Raw genomic sequence first — 16,787 nt, 5'->3', positions numbered from 1 at the left:
TCCCCTAGGCCAAGGCCTTGAAGGCTCCCTCGATCTCCTGCATGGTTTCCTCAAAGTATCGGGGGAAGTCCTGCTCGCTCACGTAGCGGGCCCGGCCGATGCGCTCGATCACCGGGAGCTGCAGGATCTCATCCACGGTGACCCCCCGCCGGATGGCCGCCTCGGCTTCCTTGTAGAGGGTCAGGATCATCTTCATGATGCCGTAAGCCTTCCGCATGGAGCAGTAGGCGTCGACCTCGTGGAAGGCGTTCTGCTGCAGGAAGTCCTCGCGGATGATCCGCCCCACCTCGATGACCAGGCGCTCGGCATCCTGGAGGGCATCCGGACCCACCAGCTGCACGATCTCCTGCAAACCCGCTTCCCTCTGCAGGAGCTCGGAGATGGCGTCGCGAAGCTCAGGGTAGTCGGGGGCCACATTCTCGCGGTACCAGGGGTCCAGGGCAGAGGTGAAGAGGGAGTAGGACCCGTTCCAGTTGATGGCCGGGAAGTGGCGCCGGAAGGCCAAGGAGGCATCCAGCCGCCAGAAAGCTCCCACGATGCGCAGGGTGGACTGGGTGACGGGCTCGGACATGTCGCCGCCGGGAGGGGAAACCGCCCCCACGATGGTGATGGCCCCCTCCTCGCCCCCCAGGGTGATCACCTTGCCGGAGCGCTCGTAGAAGGCGGCCAAACGAGCGGCCAGGTAAGGAGGGTAGCCCTCTTCTGCGGGCATCTCCTCGAGGCGGCTGGAAATCTCCCGCAGGGCCTCGGCCCAGCGGCTGGTGGAGTCCGCCATGAGGGCCACGGAGAAGCCCTGGTCGCGGAAGTACTCGGCGATGGTGACCCCCACGTAGATGCTGGCCTCGCGGGCGGCCACGGGCATGTTGGAGGTGTTGGCAATGAGCACCGTACGGTGCATCAAAGGCCCCCCGGTCTTGGGGTCGGTGAGCTCGGGGAACTCCACCAAGACGTCGGTCATCTCGTTCCCCCGCTCTCCGCAACCCACATAGACCACCACGTCGGCATTGGACCACTTGGCCAGGGCCTGCTGGGTCACGGTCTTGCCGCTACCAAAGGGCCCGGGAATGGCCGCCGTGCCCCCCATGGCCACGGGGAAGAGGACATCCAGGATGCGCATCCCCGTGAGGAAGGGGGTGTTGGGGTCCAGCTTGCGCTGGACGGGGCGGGCCCGACGCACCGGCCAGGTGTGGTACATCTTGAGCTCGGTGCCGTCCTCGAGGACCACCACCGGCTCCTCCACCGTGTACTCCCCGGCGGGCTTCACCTCCTTGACCCGGCCCTTCACATCCGGGGGCACCAGGATCTTGTGGGTGAAGTTGAACTCCGGCACGGTGCCCAGGACCATGCCCCCCCTCACCTCATCCCCCGGCTTGACCCTAGGGGTCCAGGCCCACTTCCGCTCCCGGTCTAGGGCCGGGACCACCACGCCCCGGGTGATGTAGATGCCGGTCTTCTCGCGAATTCGGTCCAGGGGGCGCTGGATGCCGTCGTAGATGGCGTTCAACATCCCGGGGCCGAGCTCCACCGCCAGGGGAAGACCCGTGGACACCACGGGCTCTCCCACCTTGAGCCCCGAGGTATCCTCGTAAACCTGGACGAAGGCGGTATCCCCGTCCAGGCGGATGATCTCCCCCACCAGGCCCTCGTGGCCCACCTTGCAGATGTCGTACATGCGGGCTCCGGTCATGCCCTTGGCAATCACCGCCGGGCCCGCAATCTTCTGGATCACGCCCTGGATCATCGTCCCTCCATTCTACAGCTTGATGTCAAAGCCTATGGTCCTCTTGACCAGCTCCCGCATGTACCCCTCCACATCGGGGTTCTGGAAGGCTTCCTTCAACCCGGCTATGGGCAGGAGCACGGGAAGGTCCTTGCCCCGCATGAGCCGCTCCACCGCCTTTTCCGGCTCCGGCAAAAGCCCCTGGTCCACGGCCACCAGGGCGTACCCCCCGGCCTGGACCAGGTTTTCCAGCCGGGCCCGGGCCTCCTCTGCCGAGGTGGCGGCGTAGGCCTCGAGGCCCGCCAACCTAAACCCCTGCGCCGCCTCGGGGTCGGCGATCACGGCGATCCTCATGGGCAGACCACCTCCTCCTCCACCTGGGCCCGGGGAAGCCCGAAGTAGGCCCGCCTGGCCAGGAGCCTAAGCCGCACGGCCTCCCACTCCCGCTCCTTCACATAGGCCAGCACCAATCCCACGCCCAGGGGATCGGCGGCTCCCTTCCTGGCCTCCTTCAGGAGGAGGCACCTGAGCCGCCTTTCCAGGGTCTTGAGGTCCCGCGCGCCCGCCAAAGGGGCAAAGGGGGTGCCGGAGAGCTCGTCCAAAACGGCGTAATCCCCCTCGAGGAGCCGGGCGAAGCGCACCCTGTCCACAAACCGCCCACCCCGTATGAAGACGGTTTCCACCGGTACATCCTGCCCCTGGAGCTTGAAGGCGGTGCGCAGGTTCTCGGCATCCACCTCGAGGGCCAGGTAATCCCTCAAGGCCGCCTCCTCCAGGGCCTTGGAGGCCTTGGCCACCCCTTCAAAGAAGCGCTTGGCCAAAAGGGCCTCGATGCGCCCGAGGTCCTGGGTTTCCCGGAGGACCGCCCTTAAGGCCCGGGCCAGGGGATGGCCGGGCACGGAAAGCACCTGGGCCATCCCTGCCGCATCCTGGGCCTCGTAGGCCTGCCGCCAAAGGGCCTCCTTCAAGGTACCTGGGAGAAGCACCACCTCCTCAAAGGGCCTCCCCGTGGCCTTGGCCCGGAGGACGGCCTGGAGGTTGGCGAGATCGTTCCTGAGGAGGAGAAGCCGCACCGCCTCCCGAGCCTCCCCCGTGACCAACCCCGCCAGGTCCCCCACCAACCGGGCCTGGGTGAGGGCGATGGCCCGGTCCACCTCGGGAAGGCCCTGGCCGGCCAGATCCTGGCCGTAGACGCTCTCGGAAAGAAGGCGCAGGAAATCGGGATAGGAAAGGTCCAAGGCCTCCTGGAAGAAGCTCTCCTTGAGGAGGGTACTCCTCCTGGCCCGCACCCGGGCGTTTAGGTAGCCGAAGTCGTCCGCCATGTCCTAGCCCCACACCACCTGGGCCACCCTGGAGGAAAGGGCATCCCAGGCCCGTTCCAGACGGCTTAACAGGGCGTTCTCCACCTGGGTCCTGCCCCCCTTGCCGATGGCCCTCACCCCAAGGCGCAAGGCAGGGTCGGCCCTAAGCTCCAGGCCCCGCTCCCGCGCCAGACCCTCGAGGTGGGAAAAATTGTCCGGATGGGAGGCCAGGGCCTCGGGCTCGCCCAAGGCCGCAAGGGCCTCCTCGGCCAGTTTCCCCAACACCTGAGGCCATTCGGGGCTATCCGGCAAGGCCCTGAGGGCCTCCTCCACCTTGGCCTTCACCTGGGAGAGCACCTCCCCCTTGGCCTCGGTACGGGCTGTGGCCAGGAGGAGTTCCCCGGCGCTTTCTGCCCGGCGAATGGCGGCCTGCAGGCTGGCCTCGAGGGCCCGCTTCTTGGCGGAAAGCAACCCCTCGGCCTTGGCCTTGGCCTCGGACCTCAAGGCCTCCGCCTTGGCCTTGGCCTCTTGCAGGACGGCCTGGATCTCCGCCTCCACCTCCTGGCTCAAAATGGCTTCCAGTTTGGACATCTGTCCTCCTCGGAAAAAGGGCCCCACCCCCCAAGGGGCAGGGCCCTGAAGACCCCTTACAGCTTGCCGTTCAGGATGAAGGCGATGAGAAGGCCGAAGATCACCAGCGTTTCGGGCAAGAGGAGGAAGATCAGGGCGGTACCGAAGTTGCTCCGGTCCTCGGCGATAGCCCCCACGCCCGCCGCACCGATGCGGGCCTGGGCCACGCCGGTGCCCAAAGCCGCCAGGCCCACCGCCAGGCCCATCCCCACAGCGATGAGGCCTCGGTCCAAGCCCCCGGAGGCCGCCGCCTCCTCCGCCGCAAAAGCCAGAGCGCCGAAAACCGCCATCAGAACCGTAACCAGAAGCTTCTTCATCTCTTTCCCTCCCTAAAGCGTCTCACGGACGCTCCTGAACGGCCGGTAAGGCCTGCCGTTCTCCTCGTAGAAGCCGAACTTGGTGAAGAACTCCACCCAGATAAGACGGATGGGCTGGAGCATGTGGCCCAGGGTGGTGAGAAGCAGGATCAGGAGATGCAAAACCCCCGCCACCCCAATGCCCAGAAGCACGCCTAGAAGCCCAATCCGCTCCGCCAGGGCAAAGCCCACATCGGTGAGAAGACCCGCCAGGATACCCCCAGCAGCCCCCACCGCATAGATACGGATGTGGGAGAGGATGTGCCCCGCCTGGGTGAAGATCTCCGGGATCATGAGCCACATGCGGCTCATGAGAACCGCAAGCAAGAACACGCCAAAGCCCAGGTACATGAGCCCGGAAAGCCACCCGGCCTGGAGGTTCCCCAGGTACCCCGCCGCCAGGGCCAGGATGCCCACCAAGCCTCCCAGGTACCCCACGCCCTCCCAGAAGTGGCCCATGTGGCGGTGCTTTAGGCCCAGATAGGCCCTCAAGGCCAGGCCCCAGAAGACCATGACCACCCCGAAGGCCACGGAAAGGAGGATGAGCAGGTTGGCGGTCTTGGCCGTGTCGATACGGGGAATGAGGATGGGGATGAGACCCGGGTGCTCGGGGGTGCCAAACACCCCTAGGTGCTCCAGGAAGGTGCCGAAGAACTCCCCGTAGACGAAGCCCCAGACCACCGTCCAGAAGACCATCCAGTTAAGGATGTAGACCAGCTTCCCAATCACAGCGGGCTTGAGCCTCAGGGCGAAGAGGTCGATGACCAGAGGCTCATTCCGCTTCACGAACCCGGAAAGCCAGCGCCCAAGGAGCAGGAACAGGAGGGCATACCCTATGTCCCCCACGATCATGCCGAACCAGAAGGGGAAGAAGATGGGCACCACCGGGGTGGGGTCCAGGGAGCCGTACTTGGGGGTGTTGAGGAAGCTCACCAGAAGCTCGAAGGGCTTGACCCAAGGAGGGTTGTCCAGGGCCACGGGCACCCGATCCGCCTCGTGGTGCTCGTCCACCGGCTCAAAGGCGTAGATCACCTGGTCCTTGTGGCGGGCCAAGGCCTCCTCCACCCGGCCCTTGGCCTTCACCGGCACGTAGCCCAAAAGGGCAAAGCCGAACCGGCCCGAGGCCAGCTCCTCCAAGGCCTTAAGCCGGGCCGCCTCGTCCTTGGCCCGGGTCCAGAGGCTTTGCAGGGTGGAGGCTGCCTCCTGGGCCAGCCGGTAAAGGGCCTGGCGCACCTCGGAAAGCTCCTTGGGAGCAGCCTCGGCCCGCTCCTTCAACCGGCGGGTGGCCTCGCTTAGGGGAAGATCCCCGTAGTCGCCAGGGAGGCGGAGCTCCGCCACCCCGGCCCGGGAAAGGGCCGCCTTGGCCGCCTCGAGGTCCTCCCGGTGCACCACGAGAAGCCCGGCGACCCCCTTGGAATAGGGCTCGCTGGCCAGGATGAACCGGTCCTCCAGGGCCTTTTTCAAGGCCTCCTCCACCAGGGGAAGCTCCTTTTCCGTGATCAAAAAGGGCACCACCCGGAAGAAGGCGCTTCGGTCCAGGCCCTGGGCCATGGCGGCAAGCTTCTCCAAGGGTTCCAGGTAGGCCTGGGCTAGAGCAAGCTCCTCCTCCAGCTCCTGCTTCTGCCGGGCGAGGCCCTCAGCGTGGGCCTGGATGGGGGAAAGGGCCTTTTCCGCCGCCTCTAGCCCATCGGGGAAGGGCCTTGTGGGCTCCATCTCCCGGCCCAGGAGGGCGAGGGTATGCTCGGCTCCCGCCGCCACCCCTTCCCAGCGCCTAAGTTCCTCCCGCTCCTCCTGGGAAAGCCTGTACTCGGCAAGCTCCGCCACCCGGAGGGTTTCCAGGTGGACCACCCCCGCCTGCTGGAGGCTGTGGAGAAGCTCCTGGGCCTTGGCCTTGGGCCCGGCCAGGACCAGCTTCTCCATGGGGGCGATCACGGCAAAACCTCCTTCAGAACCAGGGCCACGGCCTCCTCCAACCGGGCCCCTGCTTTCTCCTTCACCGCCTTGGCCTCGGCCTCCGCCTGGGCCCGGTAGCGAGCCAGGATGGCCTCGGTTTCCTTGGCCTCCCGCTCCCGGTACTCGGCCTCCAGGGCCTTAGCCTTGGCCTCGGCCTCCTCCAAAAGGGCCCTGGCCTCCGCCTCGGCCTGCCCCACCAGGGCCTCGGCCTCCTTCTTGGCGGCCTCGAGGCGAGCCAATAGCTCCCTTTCCTTTTCCGCCAGGCTCTTGATAAGTCCCAGGCCTCCCATTGCCCCTCCCTTCGTGAAAAGATGCGCAAACCGCGCCTGCCGGATAGGATACCGGCCTTTGGGGCAAACGTCAACCAACCCCGCTTAAGTATACTTAAGCGGTGCGGATTCTCGTCAACGAAAGAGGAGCCCAACGCCTCCTGGCCCGGCACCTTTGGGTCTTTCGCCGCGATGTGCTTTCGGGCCCCGAGGAGCCGGGCCTTTATCCCGTTTACTGGGGTAAGCGCTTTCTGGCCCTGGCCCTCTTCAACCCCACCAGCGACCTCAGCGTGCGGGCCTACCGCTTCCGACCGGCAAGGGACCCGGTGGAAGCGCTCTTGGAGAACCTGGACAAGGCCTTGTCCCGACGCCTCCCCGCACTGGAAAAGGAGCCCGAAGGAGGCTTCCGCCTGGCCCACGCCGAGGGGGATTTCCTGCCGGGTCTGGTGGTGGACTACTACGCCGGCCACCTGGTCCTGCAGTCCACCGCCTATGCCTGGGAAGCCCTTTTGCCCCAGGTGGCCGAGAGGCTCAAACCCCTGGCCAAAAGCCTTCTGGCCAAAAACGACGCCAAGGTCCGGGAACTCGAGGGCCTCCCCCTTTACGTCCGGCCCCTCCTGGGCCAGGCCCCCGAACGGGTAGCGGTGAAGGAAGGCCAGGTCCGCTACCTGGTGGACCTGACGGGAGGCCAGAAAACCGGGGCCTACCTGGACCAGCGGGACAACCGGATCCTCATGGAAAGGTTCCACGGGGAAAGGGCCCTGGACGTGTTTAGCTATACGGGTAACTTCGGGCTACACTTGGCCCTGGGCTTCAAGGAGGTGATCAGCGTGGACAGCTCCGCCGAGGCCCTGAGGCAGGCGGAGGAAAACGCCAGGCTGAATGGGCTTTCCCTCATGACGGTGGAAGCCAACGCCTTCGACCATCTAAGGGCCCTGGAGAAGGCAGGGGAGCGGTTTGACCTCATCGTGCTGGACCCACCCGCCTTCGCCAAGGGGAAAAAGGATCTGGAAAGGGCCTACAGGGCCTATAAGGAGGTGAACCTCCGGGCCATCAAGCTCCTCAAGGAAGGGGGCCTGTTGGCCACCAGTAGCTGCAGCCACCACCTGACCGAGCCCCTCTTTTACCAGATGCTCGCTGACGCAGCGAAAGACGCCCATCGCAGCCTGAGGGTGGTGGAGAAACGGGGGCAGGGATGGGACCATCCCATCCTCCTCAACCATCCCGAAACCCACTACCTGAAGTTCGCCCTCTTAGAAGTTCTCTGATCCGGGCCGCCAGGGCCTCGGGATCAGGCACGGGAAGGGGTAATCCCTCCCCGTTCTCCAGGTGGAGAACCAAAGCCCGCCTCCCCCGGGAAAAGGGCCCTGCCGGCCAGTAGGCCACCCCCACCTCCCGCACCCCCTCCAGGGGGATCCGGCGGCTGAGACCCAAAGGGGGGTGAAGGCTCAGGTGATCGGGGAAAAGCCTTAACCGCCAGCCCTGCCTGAGCCGCCACCAGGGGTAAAGGAGAACCAGGGCAACCCAGGGAGTCTCCCCCAGGACAATGCCCAAGACGATAAGCCCCACCCCTGCCCAGAAAACCCAGGGGGCAAGGCCAGCAAAGGCCACCTCGAGGAGCATCCCCATCCATTATCCCCCAAGGCCGCCCCGGGATAGACTAAGGGGGTGGAGAAGGATCTGTTGGAAGCCCTGGGCCAGTACCTGGTCTGGCGGATCGGCCGGGCCGAGGAGGAAGAGGTCCTGGTGGTGCGGGTGGGCCTGGCCTCGGCCACGCCCCGCTTCCGGGAGCTGCCCAGGCTCTTGAACATCCCAGACGCCGAGGTGGCCCGCCTGGCCAAGGAAGGCCGGGTACGGGTGGAATGGGTGGAAGGATGAAGGTTAGGCTGCACCTCATCCCGAACGGCCATCCTCCCCAGGGTGTACCCCTGGAACTCCAGCTGGAAGGAGACGAGGTCCGGGGGGTCTTCCGGCAGGAAAACCCCGTGCTGGGGGAGGTGGCCCTTCCCTTCGCCTCGAGGCTTAAAGGAGAGCACCTCGAGGCCAAGCTCCTCCCCCCACCTTCCCTCAAGGTGGAGGGCCGGGTGTTTTCGGGCACGAAGGGGCTGGAGCTGGAACTGGAGCTCAGTCTGGTCCTCCCCGAGGGCCGGACCTGGGGGGAGCGGGCCTTCGCCCGCATCCTGGAACTCCTCTTCTATAAAAGCTTAGAGCGGTCCCTTTCCCAAATGCCCTCCTCTCCGGTATAGTGCCTCTTAAGGGAGGTGCCTATGCTGGAGATCCGGTACCTGGGCCACTCGGCGGTCTGGCTTTCCGACGGCAAGACCAAGGTGGTCATCGATCCCTTCCTCACCGGGAACCCCGTGGCCCCGGTGGGGGTGGGGGAGGTACAGGCGGACCTCATCCTGGTTACCCACGCCCACGGGGACCACTTCGGCGACGCCGTGGCCCTGTCCAAGAAAGGAGGCACGGTGGTTTCCACCTTTGAGATCGCCACCTACGCGGAGAAGCACGGGGCCAAGGCAGTGCCCATGAACATCGGGGGCACCTACCGCTTCCCCGGGGGCTGGCTCAAGTGGTTCCCCGCCTGGCACTCCTCTAGCTTCCCTGACGGCACCTACGGGGGCATGCCCATGGGGGTGGTGGTGGAACTTGGCGGCAAGCGCATCTACCATGCCGGGGACACCGCCCTCTTCTCCGACATGCGCCTCATCGGGGAGCTGGGCCTGGACCTGGCCTTCCTGCCCATCGGCGACCACTTCACCATGGGACCGGAAGACGCCCTAAAGGCCCTGGAGCTCGTAAAACCCAAGCGGGTGGTGCCCATCCACTACAACACCTTCCCCCCCATCCAGCAGGACGGGGAGGCCTTCGCCGCCAAGGCCAAGGAGAAGGGAGTGGAGGGCCACGCCCTGAAACCAGGGGGTGTGTTGGTCCTTGACTAGCCTGAAGCGCAAGGACTTCCGCCTGCAGATGCTCCTGGGTTTGGGGCAGACTGCCCAGGTTTACCTGGCGGAGGCTCCCGATGGGCAAAAAGTAGCCCTCAAGCTTCCCCGCAAGGAGGTAAGGCAGGATCCCAAGCTTGCCGAGCGGTTTGCCCGGGAGGTTTCCCTTAGCCTTTCCCTGAAGCACCCCCACCTGGTGCAAGGGCTTTACGGGATACCCTTCGGCGAGGAAGCCTTTCTGGCCCTGGAGTACCTGGAGGCAGGCACCCTGGAGGAACGCCTCCTCAAGGGTCCCCTAAGCCAGGAGGAGGCCATGCGGGCGCTTTTGCAGGTGGGGCAGGCCTTGCTCTTCCTGCACGGAAAGGGCTTCCTTCACCAGGATGTGAAACCCTCCAACGTGTTCGTGGGGAAAGAAGGCTACAAGCTCGGGGACCTGGGCACCGTGCGCCCCTTGGCGGAGGCTTCCTCGGAGTATGCGGGAAGCCCCCACTACCTGGCCCCCGAACTCTTCCTGGGGGCCAGGCCCAGCCCCAAAAGCGACGCCTACAGCTTTGGGATAATGGCCTACGAGCTCCTCACGGGCAGGCGACCTTTCCAGGGGGAAACCCTGGACGCTCTCCGCAACGCCCACCTCCTCCTTTCTCCCCCTCCCACTTCCCTTCCTTCCAGGCTGGACAAGGCCTTGAGGCGCCTTTTAGCCAAAAATCCGGAGGAGCGCCTGGACGTCAAGGGTTTTATCGAGGCACTGGGGAACCCTCAGGACAAGAAGGTGGACGAAACCCCAGGCAGACGCAAGGGGTTTCCCTTTTTTTGGAGGAAATAAATGGAGCCCATCTGGTATCCCAATCCGGAGGAGATCCAGGCCACCAGGCTCTTCCGATTCATGGAGGCCCTGGGTTTCCAGGACTACGAGGCCTTCTACCGCTATAGCGTGGAGGAAGCTGAGGATTTTTACCACCAGTTCTTCACCCACCTGGGCCTACCCTGGCGCAAACCCTACGAGCGGGTTATAGAAGGCGGTTTCCCCTTCCCCCGCTTCTTCGTGGGAGGGCGTCTCAACCTGGTGGAGGCGGCCCTCAGCCACGAGCCCACCGCCTTAGCCCTCATCCACGAAACCGAGGAGGGTGGGGTGCGCACCCTCACCTACGGGGAGGTTTTAAAAGAAGTGGAACGGGTGGCGGCAGGGCTTCGGGCCCTGGGCGTGGAGCGAGGGGACCGGGTGGGCCTGTGGTTCCCCATGGGCCTCGAGGCGGCCATCCTCCTCCTGGCCACCGCCTGGCTTGGGGCCATCGCCATCCCCATCTTCTCCGGCTACGCCGCCGAGGCGGCGGCGGTGCGGCTTAAGGACGCCAAGGCCAAGCTCCTGGCGGTGCAGGATGGCTTCCACCGCCGGGGAAGAAGGGTGGAGCTCCTCCTCGAGGCCCGTAGGGCCCAGGCCCTGGCGGAAACCCCTCATCTTTTGGTGGTACGCCGGCTGGGCCTGCCCCTGGAAGCTGGGGAAGTGGACTACGCATCCTTAAAGGGTGAGCCCCTCCCCCCGGAGGAGATGGAAAGCATGGACCCCTTCATGCTCATCTACACCTCCGGCACCACGGGCCGGCCCAAGGGAACCGTCCATTACCATGCGGGCTTCCCCCTCAAGGCTGCCCTTGACCTGGCCCTTCTCTTTGACCTGAGGAAGGGGGACCGCCTCTTCTGGTTCACGGACCTGGGCTGGATGATGGGACCCTGGGCCATCCTGGGAGGGCTGATCCTGGGGGCCACGGTGTACCTTTACGACGGCGCCCCCGACTACCCGGGACCGGAAAGGCTTTGGCGGATAGTGGAAGCGCACCGCCTCACCCACTTAGGCCTCTCCCCCACCCTGGTGCGGGCCTTGATCCCCTTAGGGGAGGAGCCCATCCGGGCCCATGACCTGAGCTCCCTTCGGGTTCTCGGCTCCACCGGGGAGCCCTGGAACCTCGAGCCCTACCTCTGGTTCTTCCGAACGGTGGGGAAGGAAAAGAGGCCCATTGTAAACTACTCCGGGGGAACGGAGGTCTCCGGAGGCATCCTGGGCAATGTTCTGGTCAAACCCATCAAGCCCATGGGCTTCAACACCGCCGTGCCCGGGATGGCCGCGGCGGTGCTGGACCCGGAGGGGAAACCCGTGGCGGGCCAGGTGGGGGAGCTTGCGGTGCTCAAGCCCTGGCCCGGCATGACCAAGGGGTTCTGGCAGGACGAAGCCCGGTACCTGGACACCTATTTCTCCCGCATCCCCGGGATTTGGATTCACGGGGATCTGGCCCTACAGGATGAGGAAGGCCACTTCTTCATCCTAGGCCGGAGCGACGACACCCTAAAGGTGGCGGGCAAGCGGGTGGGGCCCGCCGAGGTGGAAACCGCCGCCATCGCCCACCCGGCCCTGAAGGAATGCGCCGCCATCGGGGTACCCCATCCGGTCAAGGGGGAGGCCATCGTGATCTTCGCCGTGCTGAAGCCCGGCTTCTCCCCTACCCCCGAGCTGGCCCAGGCGGTGGCCGACCGGGTGGCGGAGGCCCTGGGCAAACCCTTAAAGCCGGAAAGGGTTCTCTTCGTCCCCGACCTGCCCAAAACCCGAAACGCCAAGGTGATGCGCCGGGTGGTGCGGGCGGTCTACTTGGGCCAGGACCCCGGGGATCTCTCGGCCCTGGAGAACCCCGAGGCGGTGGAGGCCATCCGCCAGGCTTCCCGGGAAAGTTAGCCCTTGCGCACCCTAGGCTTTCTGCTCCTCCTCGGCCTCGCCCTGGCCACACCTTTGGAGGACGCTCGCAGGCTCTACGCCCAAGGGGATATGGCCGGGGTCCTGGCCCGGCTTGGCCCGCTTCTCAAGGGCTACGACCCCCCGGAGGAGGCCTTGCTCCTTGCGGGTTTTGCCCAGTACCGCTTAGGACGCCTGGAGGAAGCCCTCTTCACCTTTAGCCGCCTGGTGGGCACCTTGAAGGGAGGTGGCGAGGCCCTCTATGGCTTTGGCCTGGTCCTGAGGGCGTTGGGGGATTGGGAAGGAGCCAGAAGCGCCCTGGACTGGGCTTTAAGACAAGGTTACCGGGATGCGGAGGAGATCTTAAAGGGCATGCCCCCACCCCCCGCCCCCACCCCAAAGGCCCGCAAGAACCCACCCCCTTTCCGTGCGGAAAAGGGGAGGTTTTGGATCGGGGAGAAGCCCTTCCAGGTGCGGGGGGTGAACCTGGGAGTAGCCCTGCCCGGCCGCTTTCCCGCAGGGTTTCCCGGGGAAGAAGCCCTCTACCGGGCCTGGCTGGAGCTCCTTTCCGCCATGGGGGCCAACGCGGTGCGCACCTATACCCTTTTGCCCCCAGCCTTCTACCGGGCCCTTTTGGGCCACAACCGGCTCCACTCAGACCGGCCCCTCTACCTGTTCCAGGGAATCTGGACCGAGCTTCCCGAAGAGGAAGGTTACGAGGATTGGGAAGGACCTTTCCTGGAGAAATTTCTTCTGGAAGGCCGGGAGGTCCTGGACGCCCTCCACGGAAACCTCAGCCGCCCACCCCGCCCGGGCCACGCCCATGGGGACTACACCGCGGATGTTTCCCCCTGGGTCATGGGCCTTGTGGTGGGGCGGGAGTTCGAGCCCTACTCGGTGGAAGCCTATAACCGGCGCCACCCAGGCCGCACCTACCGGGGCAGGTTCCTCGAGGCCTCCCCAGAGGCGAGCCCCTTCGAAGCCTACCTGGCCGAGGTCCTGGACCGCCTGGCCACCTACGAGTGGGAGGCCTATGGAACCGCACGCCCCCTAAGCTTCGTCACCTGGCCCACTTTGGACCCCCTCCGCTGGGAGAGCGAGGCGGGCTTTCGGGAAGAGTACGAGCTGCGCCGCGCTCGCGGGGAAAGGGTGGAACCACCTCCAGCAGGTCCCTTGCATGAAGAGGACGCCCTTACCCTAGACCCCACCCACTTACGGCCTACCCCAGGAAGCCCAGTAACCCTCTTCGCCACCTATCACGTCTACCCCTACTACCCCGATTTTTTGGTCAACGAACGGGACCTGGCCCCCAACCGCTACCGCAACTACCTGGCCCGCTTGAAAGCCCACCACGGGGAGATGCCCCTCCTCATCGCCGAGTTCGGCCTGCCCAGCAGCCGGGGCATCGCCCACTTCCATCCCGAGGGCCTCCACCACGGCGGGCACTCCGAATCCGAGCAGGCGGAAAAGGTTCTGGCCCTTTGGCAGGACATCGCCTCCTTGGACCTGGCAGGGGGAATGGTGTTTGCCCTCATGGACGAGTGGTTTAAGCGAAACTGGCTCTTCATGGAATGGGAAGTCCCGAGTCGCGACCCCTTCTGGCACAACATCCTGGACCCCGAGGAAAACTACGGCCTCATGGCCGCCACCGCCAGGGAAGCCTTCCGGCTGGATGGGAAAGCGGGGGAATGGGAGGGCATACCCTTTCTCCTCCAGGGGGATGCACGCTTCCTCCAAGCCCATGCGGACCCCGAGTACCTTTGGCTCCTCTACCGGGGGCCCCTACCCTTGAGGCTTTACCTGGACACCGTGCCCGGCGGGGTGGCGGTGACAGAGGGGTTTGGGGCGGAGTTCTTCCTGGAGGTGAACGCCGAGGGGGGAAGGCTCCTGGTGGAGAAGGGGTACTACCCCTTCCAAGAGCTGGACCACGGTCTGCCGGGGACGGAATACCTCCACTTCCGAGGGGCCACGCGGCCCGGGTCCGGACCCTTTGTGCCCTTCCTCCTCGAGCCCAACCGCCAGCGCACCGGCCGGGACGGCACCGACTACCCCCGCATCGTTTACGAGCTGGGCCAGCTAAGGCGGGGCCTGGACCCGGAGGGGGCCCGGGACCCCAGGGCGGATTTCGCCCTGGGGGAGGATGGGCTTTTGGAGATCCGCATCCCCTGGGGCATGCTCCTCATCGCCGACCCCAGCCAGCGCCTGGCCTGGTACGCCCCCGAGCCCCTTTCCATAGGGGGAATCGGCCTGTGGCTGCCGGGTGCCCCACCCCTCACCCTCACCTGGCCCACCTGGGAGGAACCGGCCTTCGCCCTTAGGCTTAAACCCCTCTATTTCCGCCTGCGGGAGTCCTGGCAAGGAGGGCCTTAAGGGGCAGGCCAAGAAGCCAAGCGGCAAGCAGGAAAACCCCAAGCCCCAAACCCCCCCCAAGAAGGAGGGGCAAAAGGGCTTCCCCCGCCTGGGCCGCGGGGAAGACCCTCCCAAGAACCCACCCGAGCGAGGCCACGGGAAGCCCTGCCAGTAAGGCTTTTAGAAGGAAGCCCGGTAGCTCTGGAATCCCCACCCCCTCCCGCTTAAGGAGGCGAAGGTAAAGGAAAAGCCCCAAATACCCCGCCAGGGCGGTGGCCAGGTTCAGGGCGAAAAGCCCGGCATCCTTAAGAAGCCAGTACCCCAGGGTGTTGGCGAGGAAGACCAGGGCGCTGGCGAAAACCGCCTCCCGTATCCGCCCCAGGGCATAAAGCCCCCTGAGGAGCAGGGTGTTCACCCCCCAGGGCAGGACGGCAAACCCCAAGGCGGCGAGGACCTGGGTGCTGTACGCCCGGTTCTCCGGGGTCAGGGGGCCAAAGAGGCCGAAGAGCAAGACCACCACGAAGGGAGCCAGGGCCACCAGCATCCCCCCGAGAAGGGAGAGGAGGAGGGTAAGCCGCTTCAGGGGGCCTGTAAGGAAGCGGGCCAGCTCCTCGCCCTTCAGGGCGCTCATCCTAGGGAAGAGGGCGATGGCGGGCGAGGTGGCGAAAAGCCCCAGGACCATCTGAAAGATCACCTCGGCGTTGTAGAACCCCGTGACCGCCGCTGGGGGGTAGCGGGTAAGGATGTGGGTGAGAACCAGATTGAGAAACTGCCGCAAGGAGGTGGTGAAGGCAAAGGGCCCCATGCGCAGAAGGGCCGGGGCAATGGCCTGGTGCCAGCGCCACTCCAGGGCGTAATTCCTGAGAAAGGGAAGCTGCACCAGGGCCTGGACCAACCCCCCCAGGGCCACGGAAAGCCCCAAGAAGGTGGGGTCCCCGGGGAAGAGGGCCATGAGGCCGATGGCCACCAGGTTGAAGGCGATGGGTCCCAGGGCGTAGGGCAGGAAGCGCTCCTCCGCCTGAAGAAGAGCGGAGAAGAGGGCAGCCATGGAGATGCCCAGGAGAAAGGGCAAGAGAAGCCGGGTGAGGTAGACCACCTGCCCCAAGGCCTCCCCCTGCCGGAGGTGGCTTTCCTGGGCCACCAGCAGGTTCACCACCCAGGGAGCCAAGAGATAACCCAGGCCCAGGACCAAGAGGTTTACCCCGAAGAGAAACGCCCCAAAGCGCCGGGCAAAGGACCGGGCCTCCTCTTCGGGCAGGTTCTTCAGGAGGGGGATAAGGGCGTTTTGCACCGCCCCCTCCGCCAAAAGCTCCCGGAGGAGGTTCGGCACCCGGTAGGCCACGTTGAAGGCATCCTTCAGGGCGTCGGGGTACAGGGCGTTGAAGACCGCCTGGCGCACCAGGCCCAAGACCCTCGAGGCCAGGGTGCCCCCCATGACCAGGAGGACCTTACGCAGCATTCCCCTCCAGGATTTCCTGGAAAATATCCAGGAAATTCGCCTGGTTGACCACCGTGAGCCCATGGAGGGCAGAAAGCTCTTTGGCGCGGGCCTTATCCATGCCCAAAAGCACCAAAAAGCTTTCCCTGGTGGAGAGCCCCAGGACCTTTTTCAGCCCCGCATACTTGGCGATATGGGCCTGGAAGTCCCCCGTCTTGGTCTCAAACCAGAAGAAGCGCTCCCCTACCCTGAGGAGCACGTCCAGCTCCATGGTGTCCCCATTGGGCAGGGTGACCTGGTAGCCCATCGCCACCTCGTGGGCCAGGTTCTTGGAGCGCAGGAACTTACGGAGCCGCTCCGCCACGTACCGCTCCAACCAGCCCCCGGTGAGGAAGTTCTGCACCCACCCCTCCGTGCTGGCCTTGGCCCGGATGCGCCGCTCCTCGCTTTTGTAGTGGTAGGAGGTGAGGAGGGCATACTGCTTGAGCATGGTGCAGAACTGGGTGGAGTTGGCGATCTCCTCCTGGGTGGCCTCGGAAAGGGAAAGCTCGAACTGGCGCTTGGTGGAAAGGCTCTGCTTGAGGCGCTCGTAAAGCTTTTCCAGGCTGGGGTAGCGGTCCCCCAGGAACAGGGCCAGGCGGGTCAGAACCTTCTCCTTCTCCTCCTCTTCCTGGGGCTTCTTGACCACCTGGATGCCCAGGCCCTTCAGCCACTCCTCCAGCGAAGGTGCCCTTTTCGCCCTCGAGGGCTCCTGCACCCGGGCGGACGGGGCAGGAACTGCCCCCGCCTTCGCCCCCTCCACTTCCCCGGATTCCTTGAAAAGCCGCCAGATCTCCCGGGTTAGGGCCAGGAAACGGGTGCGCACGGGATCCTCCGCTCCTTCCAGCCCCGGCGGGGTAAGGCCCGCACGCAGGGTATCCAAAAGCCAGGCCTCCAAAGCTTCCTGCAGGCTCTCCCGGGCGGCCTCGAGGTGGGAAGCCTCCACACGCAGGCCCAGCTCGGGAAGCTCGGCCACAAAACGGCCAGGGCCCAGGAGGTCGTACCGGGCCTGGGCCATGGACTTTTCCAAATAGCGGGTGAGAACGCCCACGAACCTAAGCATATCAAGGC

At 65.4% G+C, this 16,787-nt stretch carries 17 protein-coding genes; 7 read left to right on the top strand and 10 right to left on the bottom strand.

Annotated features, from left to right (window positions below; all coding sequences use genetic code 11):
- Window positions 1-4: 4 nt before the first annotated feature.
- From G584_RS0102465 to G584_RS0102435, 7 genes are read right to left on the bottom strand one after another with little or no spacing between them, the layout of a single operon-like run.
- Complete coding sequence (locus tag G584_RS0102465) at window positions 5-1,741, bottom strand: V-type ATP synthase subunit A (RefSeq protein WP_028493186.1); 1,737 nt, start codon at window positions 1,739-1,741, stop codon at window positions 5-7.
- Window positions 1,742-1,753: 12 nt separating this feature from the next.
- The gene (gene atpF / locus G584_RS0102460) at window positions 1,754-2,068 is read right to left on the bottom strand and encodes a V-type ATP synthase subunit F (protein WP_172640102.1); all 315 of its coding nucleotides are present in this window, start codon (window positions 2,066-2,068) and stop codon (window positions 1,754-1,756) included.
- 2 nt (window positions 2,069-2,070) lie between these two features.
- A complete protein-coding gene (locus G584_RS0102455) occupies window positions 2,071-3,042 on the bottom strand; it encodes a V-type ATPase subunit (RefSeq protein ID WP_028493185.1) in 972 nt (323 codons plus the stop codon).
- A 3-nt stretch (window positions 3,043-3,045) separates the two neighbouring features.
- Window positions 3,046-3,612, bottom strand: coding sequence for a V-type ATP synthase subunit E (locus G584_RS0102450; protein ID WP_028493184.1), 567 nt, complete (start codon window positions 3,610-3,612; stop codon window positions 3,046-3,048).
- 56 nt (window positions 3,613-3,668) lie between these two features.
- The gene (locus G584_RS0102445) at window positions 3,669-3,968 is read right to left on the bottom strand and encodes an ATP synthase subunit K (RefSeq protein ID WP_028493183.1); all 300 of its coding nucleotides are present in this window, start codon (window positions 3,966-3,968) and stop codon (window positions 3,669-3,671) included.
- A 12-nt stretch (window positions 3,969-3,980) separates the two neighbouring features.
- Complete coding sequence (locus G584_RS0102440) at window positions 3,981-5,939, bottom strand: V-type ATP synthase subunit I (protein WP_028493182.1); 1,959 nt, start codon at window positions 5,937-5,939, stop codon at window positions 3,981-3,983.
- Window positions 5,936-6,250, bottom strand: coding sequence for a V-type ATPase subunit subunit G family protein (locus tag G584_RS0102435; protein WP_015716774.1), 315 nt, complete (start codon window positions 6,248-6,250; stop codon window positions 5,936-5,938). The genes G584_RS0102440 and G584_RS0102435 overlap by 4 nt, the downstream gene beginning before the upstream one ends.
- 101 nt (window positions 6,251-6,351) lie before the next feature.
- Between G584_RS0102435 and G584_RS0102430 the strand changes: the two genes are divergently transcribed.
- Window positions 6,352-7,497 (top strand): 23S rRNA (cytosine(1962)-C(5))-methyltransferase, encoded by a 1,146-nt coding sequence (locus tag G584_RS0102430; RefSeq protein WP_028493181.1) that lies wholly within the window; start codon window positions 6,352-6,354, stop codon window positions 7,495-7,497.
- On the opposite strand, the gene G584_RS0102425 is transcribed toward G584_RS0102430, so the two are convergent.
- Window positions 7,445-7,858 (bottom strand): hypothetical protein, encoded by a 414-nt coding sequence (locus tag G584_RS0102425; RefSeq protein ID WP_245563287.1) that lies wholly within the window; start codon window positions 7,856-7,858, stop codon window positions 7,445-7,447. The two genes, G584_RS0102430 and G584_RS0102425, sit on opposite strands and share 53 nt — an antisense overlap.
- 39 nt (window positions 7,859-7,897) lie before the next feature.
- On the opposite strand from G584_RS0102425, the gene G584_RS0102420 reads away from it, so the two are divergent.
- The 6 genes from G584_RS0102420 to G584_RS0102395 are packed head-to-tail and all read left to right on the top strand — an operon-like array spanning window position 7,898 to window position 14,260.
- The gene (locus tag G584_RS0102420) at window positions 7,898-8,107 is read left to right on the top strand and encodes a DUF3248 domain-containing protein (protein ID WP_028493179.1); all 210 of its coding nucleotides are present in this window, start codon (window positions 7,898-7,900) and stop codon (window positions 8,105-8,107) included.
- Window positions 8,104-8,475 (top strand): DUF3809 family protein, encoded by a 372-nt coding sequence (locus G584_RS0102415; protein WP_028493178.1) that lies wholly within the window; start codon window positions 8,104-8,106, stop codon window positions 8,473-8,475. The genes G584_RS0102420 and G584_RS0102415 overlap by 4 nt, the downstream gene beginning before the upstream one ends.
- 21 nt (window positions 8,476-8,496) lie before the next feature.
- The gene (locus G584_RS0102410) at window positions 8,497-9,171 is read left to right on the top strand and encodes a metal-dependent hydrolase (RefSeq protein WP_028493177.1); all 675 of its coding nucleotides are present in this window, start codon (window positions 8,497-8,499) and stop codon (window positions 9,169-9,171) included.
- Window positions 9,164-9,994, top strand: coding sequence for a serine/threonine-protein kinase (locus tag G584_RS0102405; protein WP_028493176.1), 831 nt, complete (start codon window positions 9,164-9,166; stop codon window positions 9,992-9,994). The genes G584_RS0102410 and G584_RS0102405 overlap by 8 nt, the downstream gene beginning before the upstream one ends.
- Complete coding sequence (locus tag G584_RS0102400; protein WP_028493175.1) at window positions 9,995-11,893, top strand: AMP-binding protein; 1,899 nt, start codon at window positions 9,995-9,997, stop codon at window positions 11,891-11,893.
- A 3-nt stretch (window positions 11,894-11,896) separates the two neighbouring features.
- The gene (locus G584_RS0102395; RefSeq protein ID WP_028493174.1) at window positions 11,897-14,260 is read left to right on the top strand and encodes a tetratricopeptide repeat protein; all 2,364 of its coding nucleotides are present in this window, start codon (window positions 11,897-11,899) and stop codon (window positions 14,258-14,260) included.
- Here G584_RS0102395 and murJ read toward each other — a convergent pair.
- Both murJ and G584_RS0102385 read right to left on the bottom strand, forming a co-directional pair.
- On the bottom strand, window positions 14,211-15,698 hold the full coding sequence (gene murJ, locus G584_RS0102390; RefSeq protein WP_028493173.1) for a murein biosynthesis integral membrane protein MurJ: 1,488 nt from the start codon (window positions 15,696-15,698) through the stop codon (window positions 14,211-14,213). The genes G584_RS0102395 and murJ overlap by 50 nt on opposite strands.
- Window positions 15,688-16,779 (bottom strand): PDDEXK family nuclease, encoded by a 1,092-nt coding sequence (locus tag G584_RS0102385; protein WP_038050647.1) that lies wholly within the window; start codon window positions 16,777-16,779, stop codon window positions 15,688-15,690. The genes murJ and G584_RS0102385 overlap by 11 nt, the downstream gene beginning before the upstream one ends.
- Window positions 16,780-16,787 lie beyond the last annotated feature (8 nt).

Origin of the sequence: Thermus antranikianii DSM 12462 (genome assembly GCF_000423905.1) — a bacterium.
GTDB classification, from domain to species: Bacteria; Deinococcota; Deinococci; order Deinococcales; family Thermaceae; genus Thermus; species Thermus antranikianii.
This window is presented reverse-complemented; position numbering and strand designations above follow the sequence as displayed.

Coding starts and splice junctions, on each gene's coding strand:
- G584_RS0102465 (WP_028493186.1), bottom strand. CDS start 1,741: ATGATCCAGGGCGTGATCCAGAAGATTGCGGGCCCGGCGGTGATTGCC.
- G584_RS0102455 (WP_028493185.1), bottom strand. CDS start 3,042: ATGGCGGACGACTTCGGCTACCTAAACGCCCGGGTGCGGGCCAGGAGG.
- G584_RS0102450 (WP_028493184.1), bottom strand. CDS start 3,612: ATGTCCAAACTGGAAGCCATTTTGAGCCAGGAGGTGGAGGCGGAGATC.
- G584_RS0102445 (WP_028493183.1), bottom strand. CDS start 3,968: ATGAAGAAGCTTCTGGTTACGGTTCTGATGGCGGTTTTCGGCGCTCTG.
- G584_RS0102435 (WP_015716774.1), bottom strand. CDS start 6,250: ATGGGAGGCCTGGGACTTATCAAGAGCCTGGCGGAAAAGGAAAGGGAG.
- G584_RS0102425 (WP_245563287.1), bottom strand. CDS start 7,858: ATGGGGATGCTCCTCGAGGTGGCCTTTGCTGGCCTTGCCCCCTGGGTT.
- G584_RS0102415 (WP_028493178.1), top strand. CDS start 8,104: ATGAAGGTTAGGCTGCACCTCATCCCGAACGGCCATCCTCCCCAGGGT.
- G584_RS0102410 (WP_028493177.1), top strand. CDS start 8,497: ATGCTGGAGATCCGGTACCTGGGCCACTCGGCGGTCTGGCTTTCCGAC.
- G584_RS0102400 (WP_028493175.1), top strand. CDS start 9,995: ATGGAGCCCATCTGGTATCCCAATCCGGAGGAGATCCAGGCCACCAGG.
- murJ (WP_028493173.1), bottom strand. CDS start 15,698: ATGCTGCGTAAGGTCCTCCTGGTCATGGGGGGCACCCTGGCCTCGAGG.
- G584_RS0102385 (WP_038050647.1), bottom strand. CDS start 16,779: ATGCTTAGGTTCGTGGGCGTTCTCACCCGCTATTTGGAAAAGTCCATG.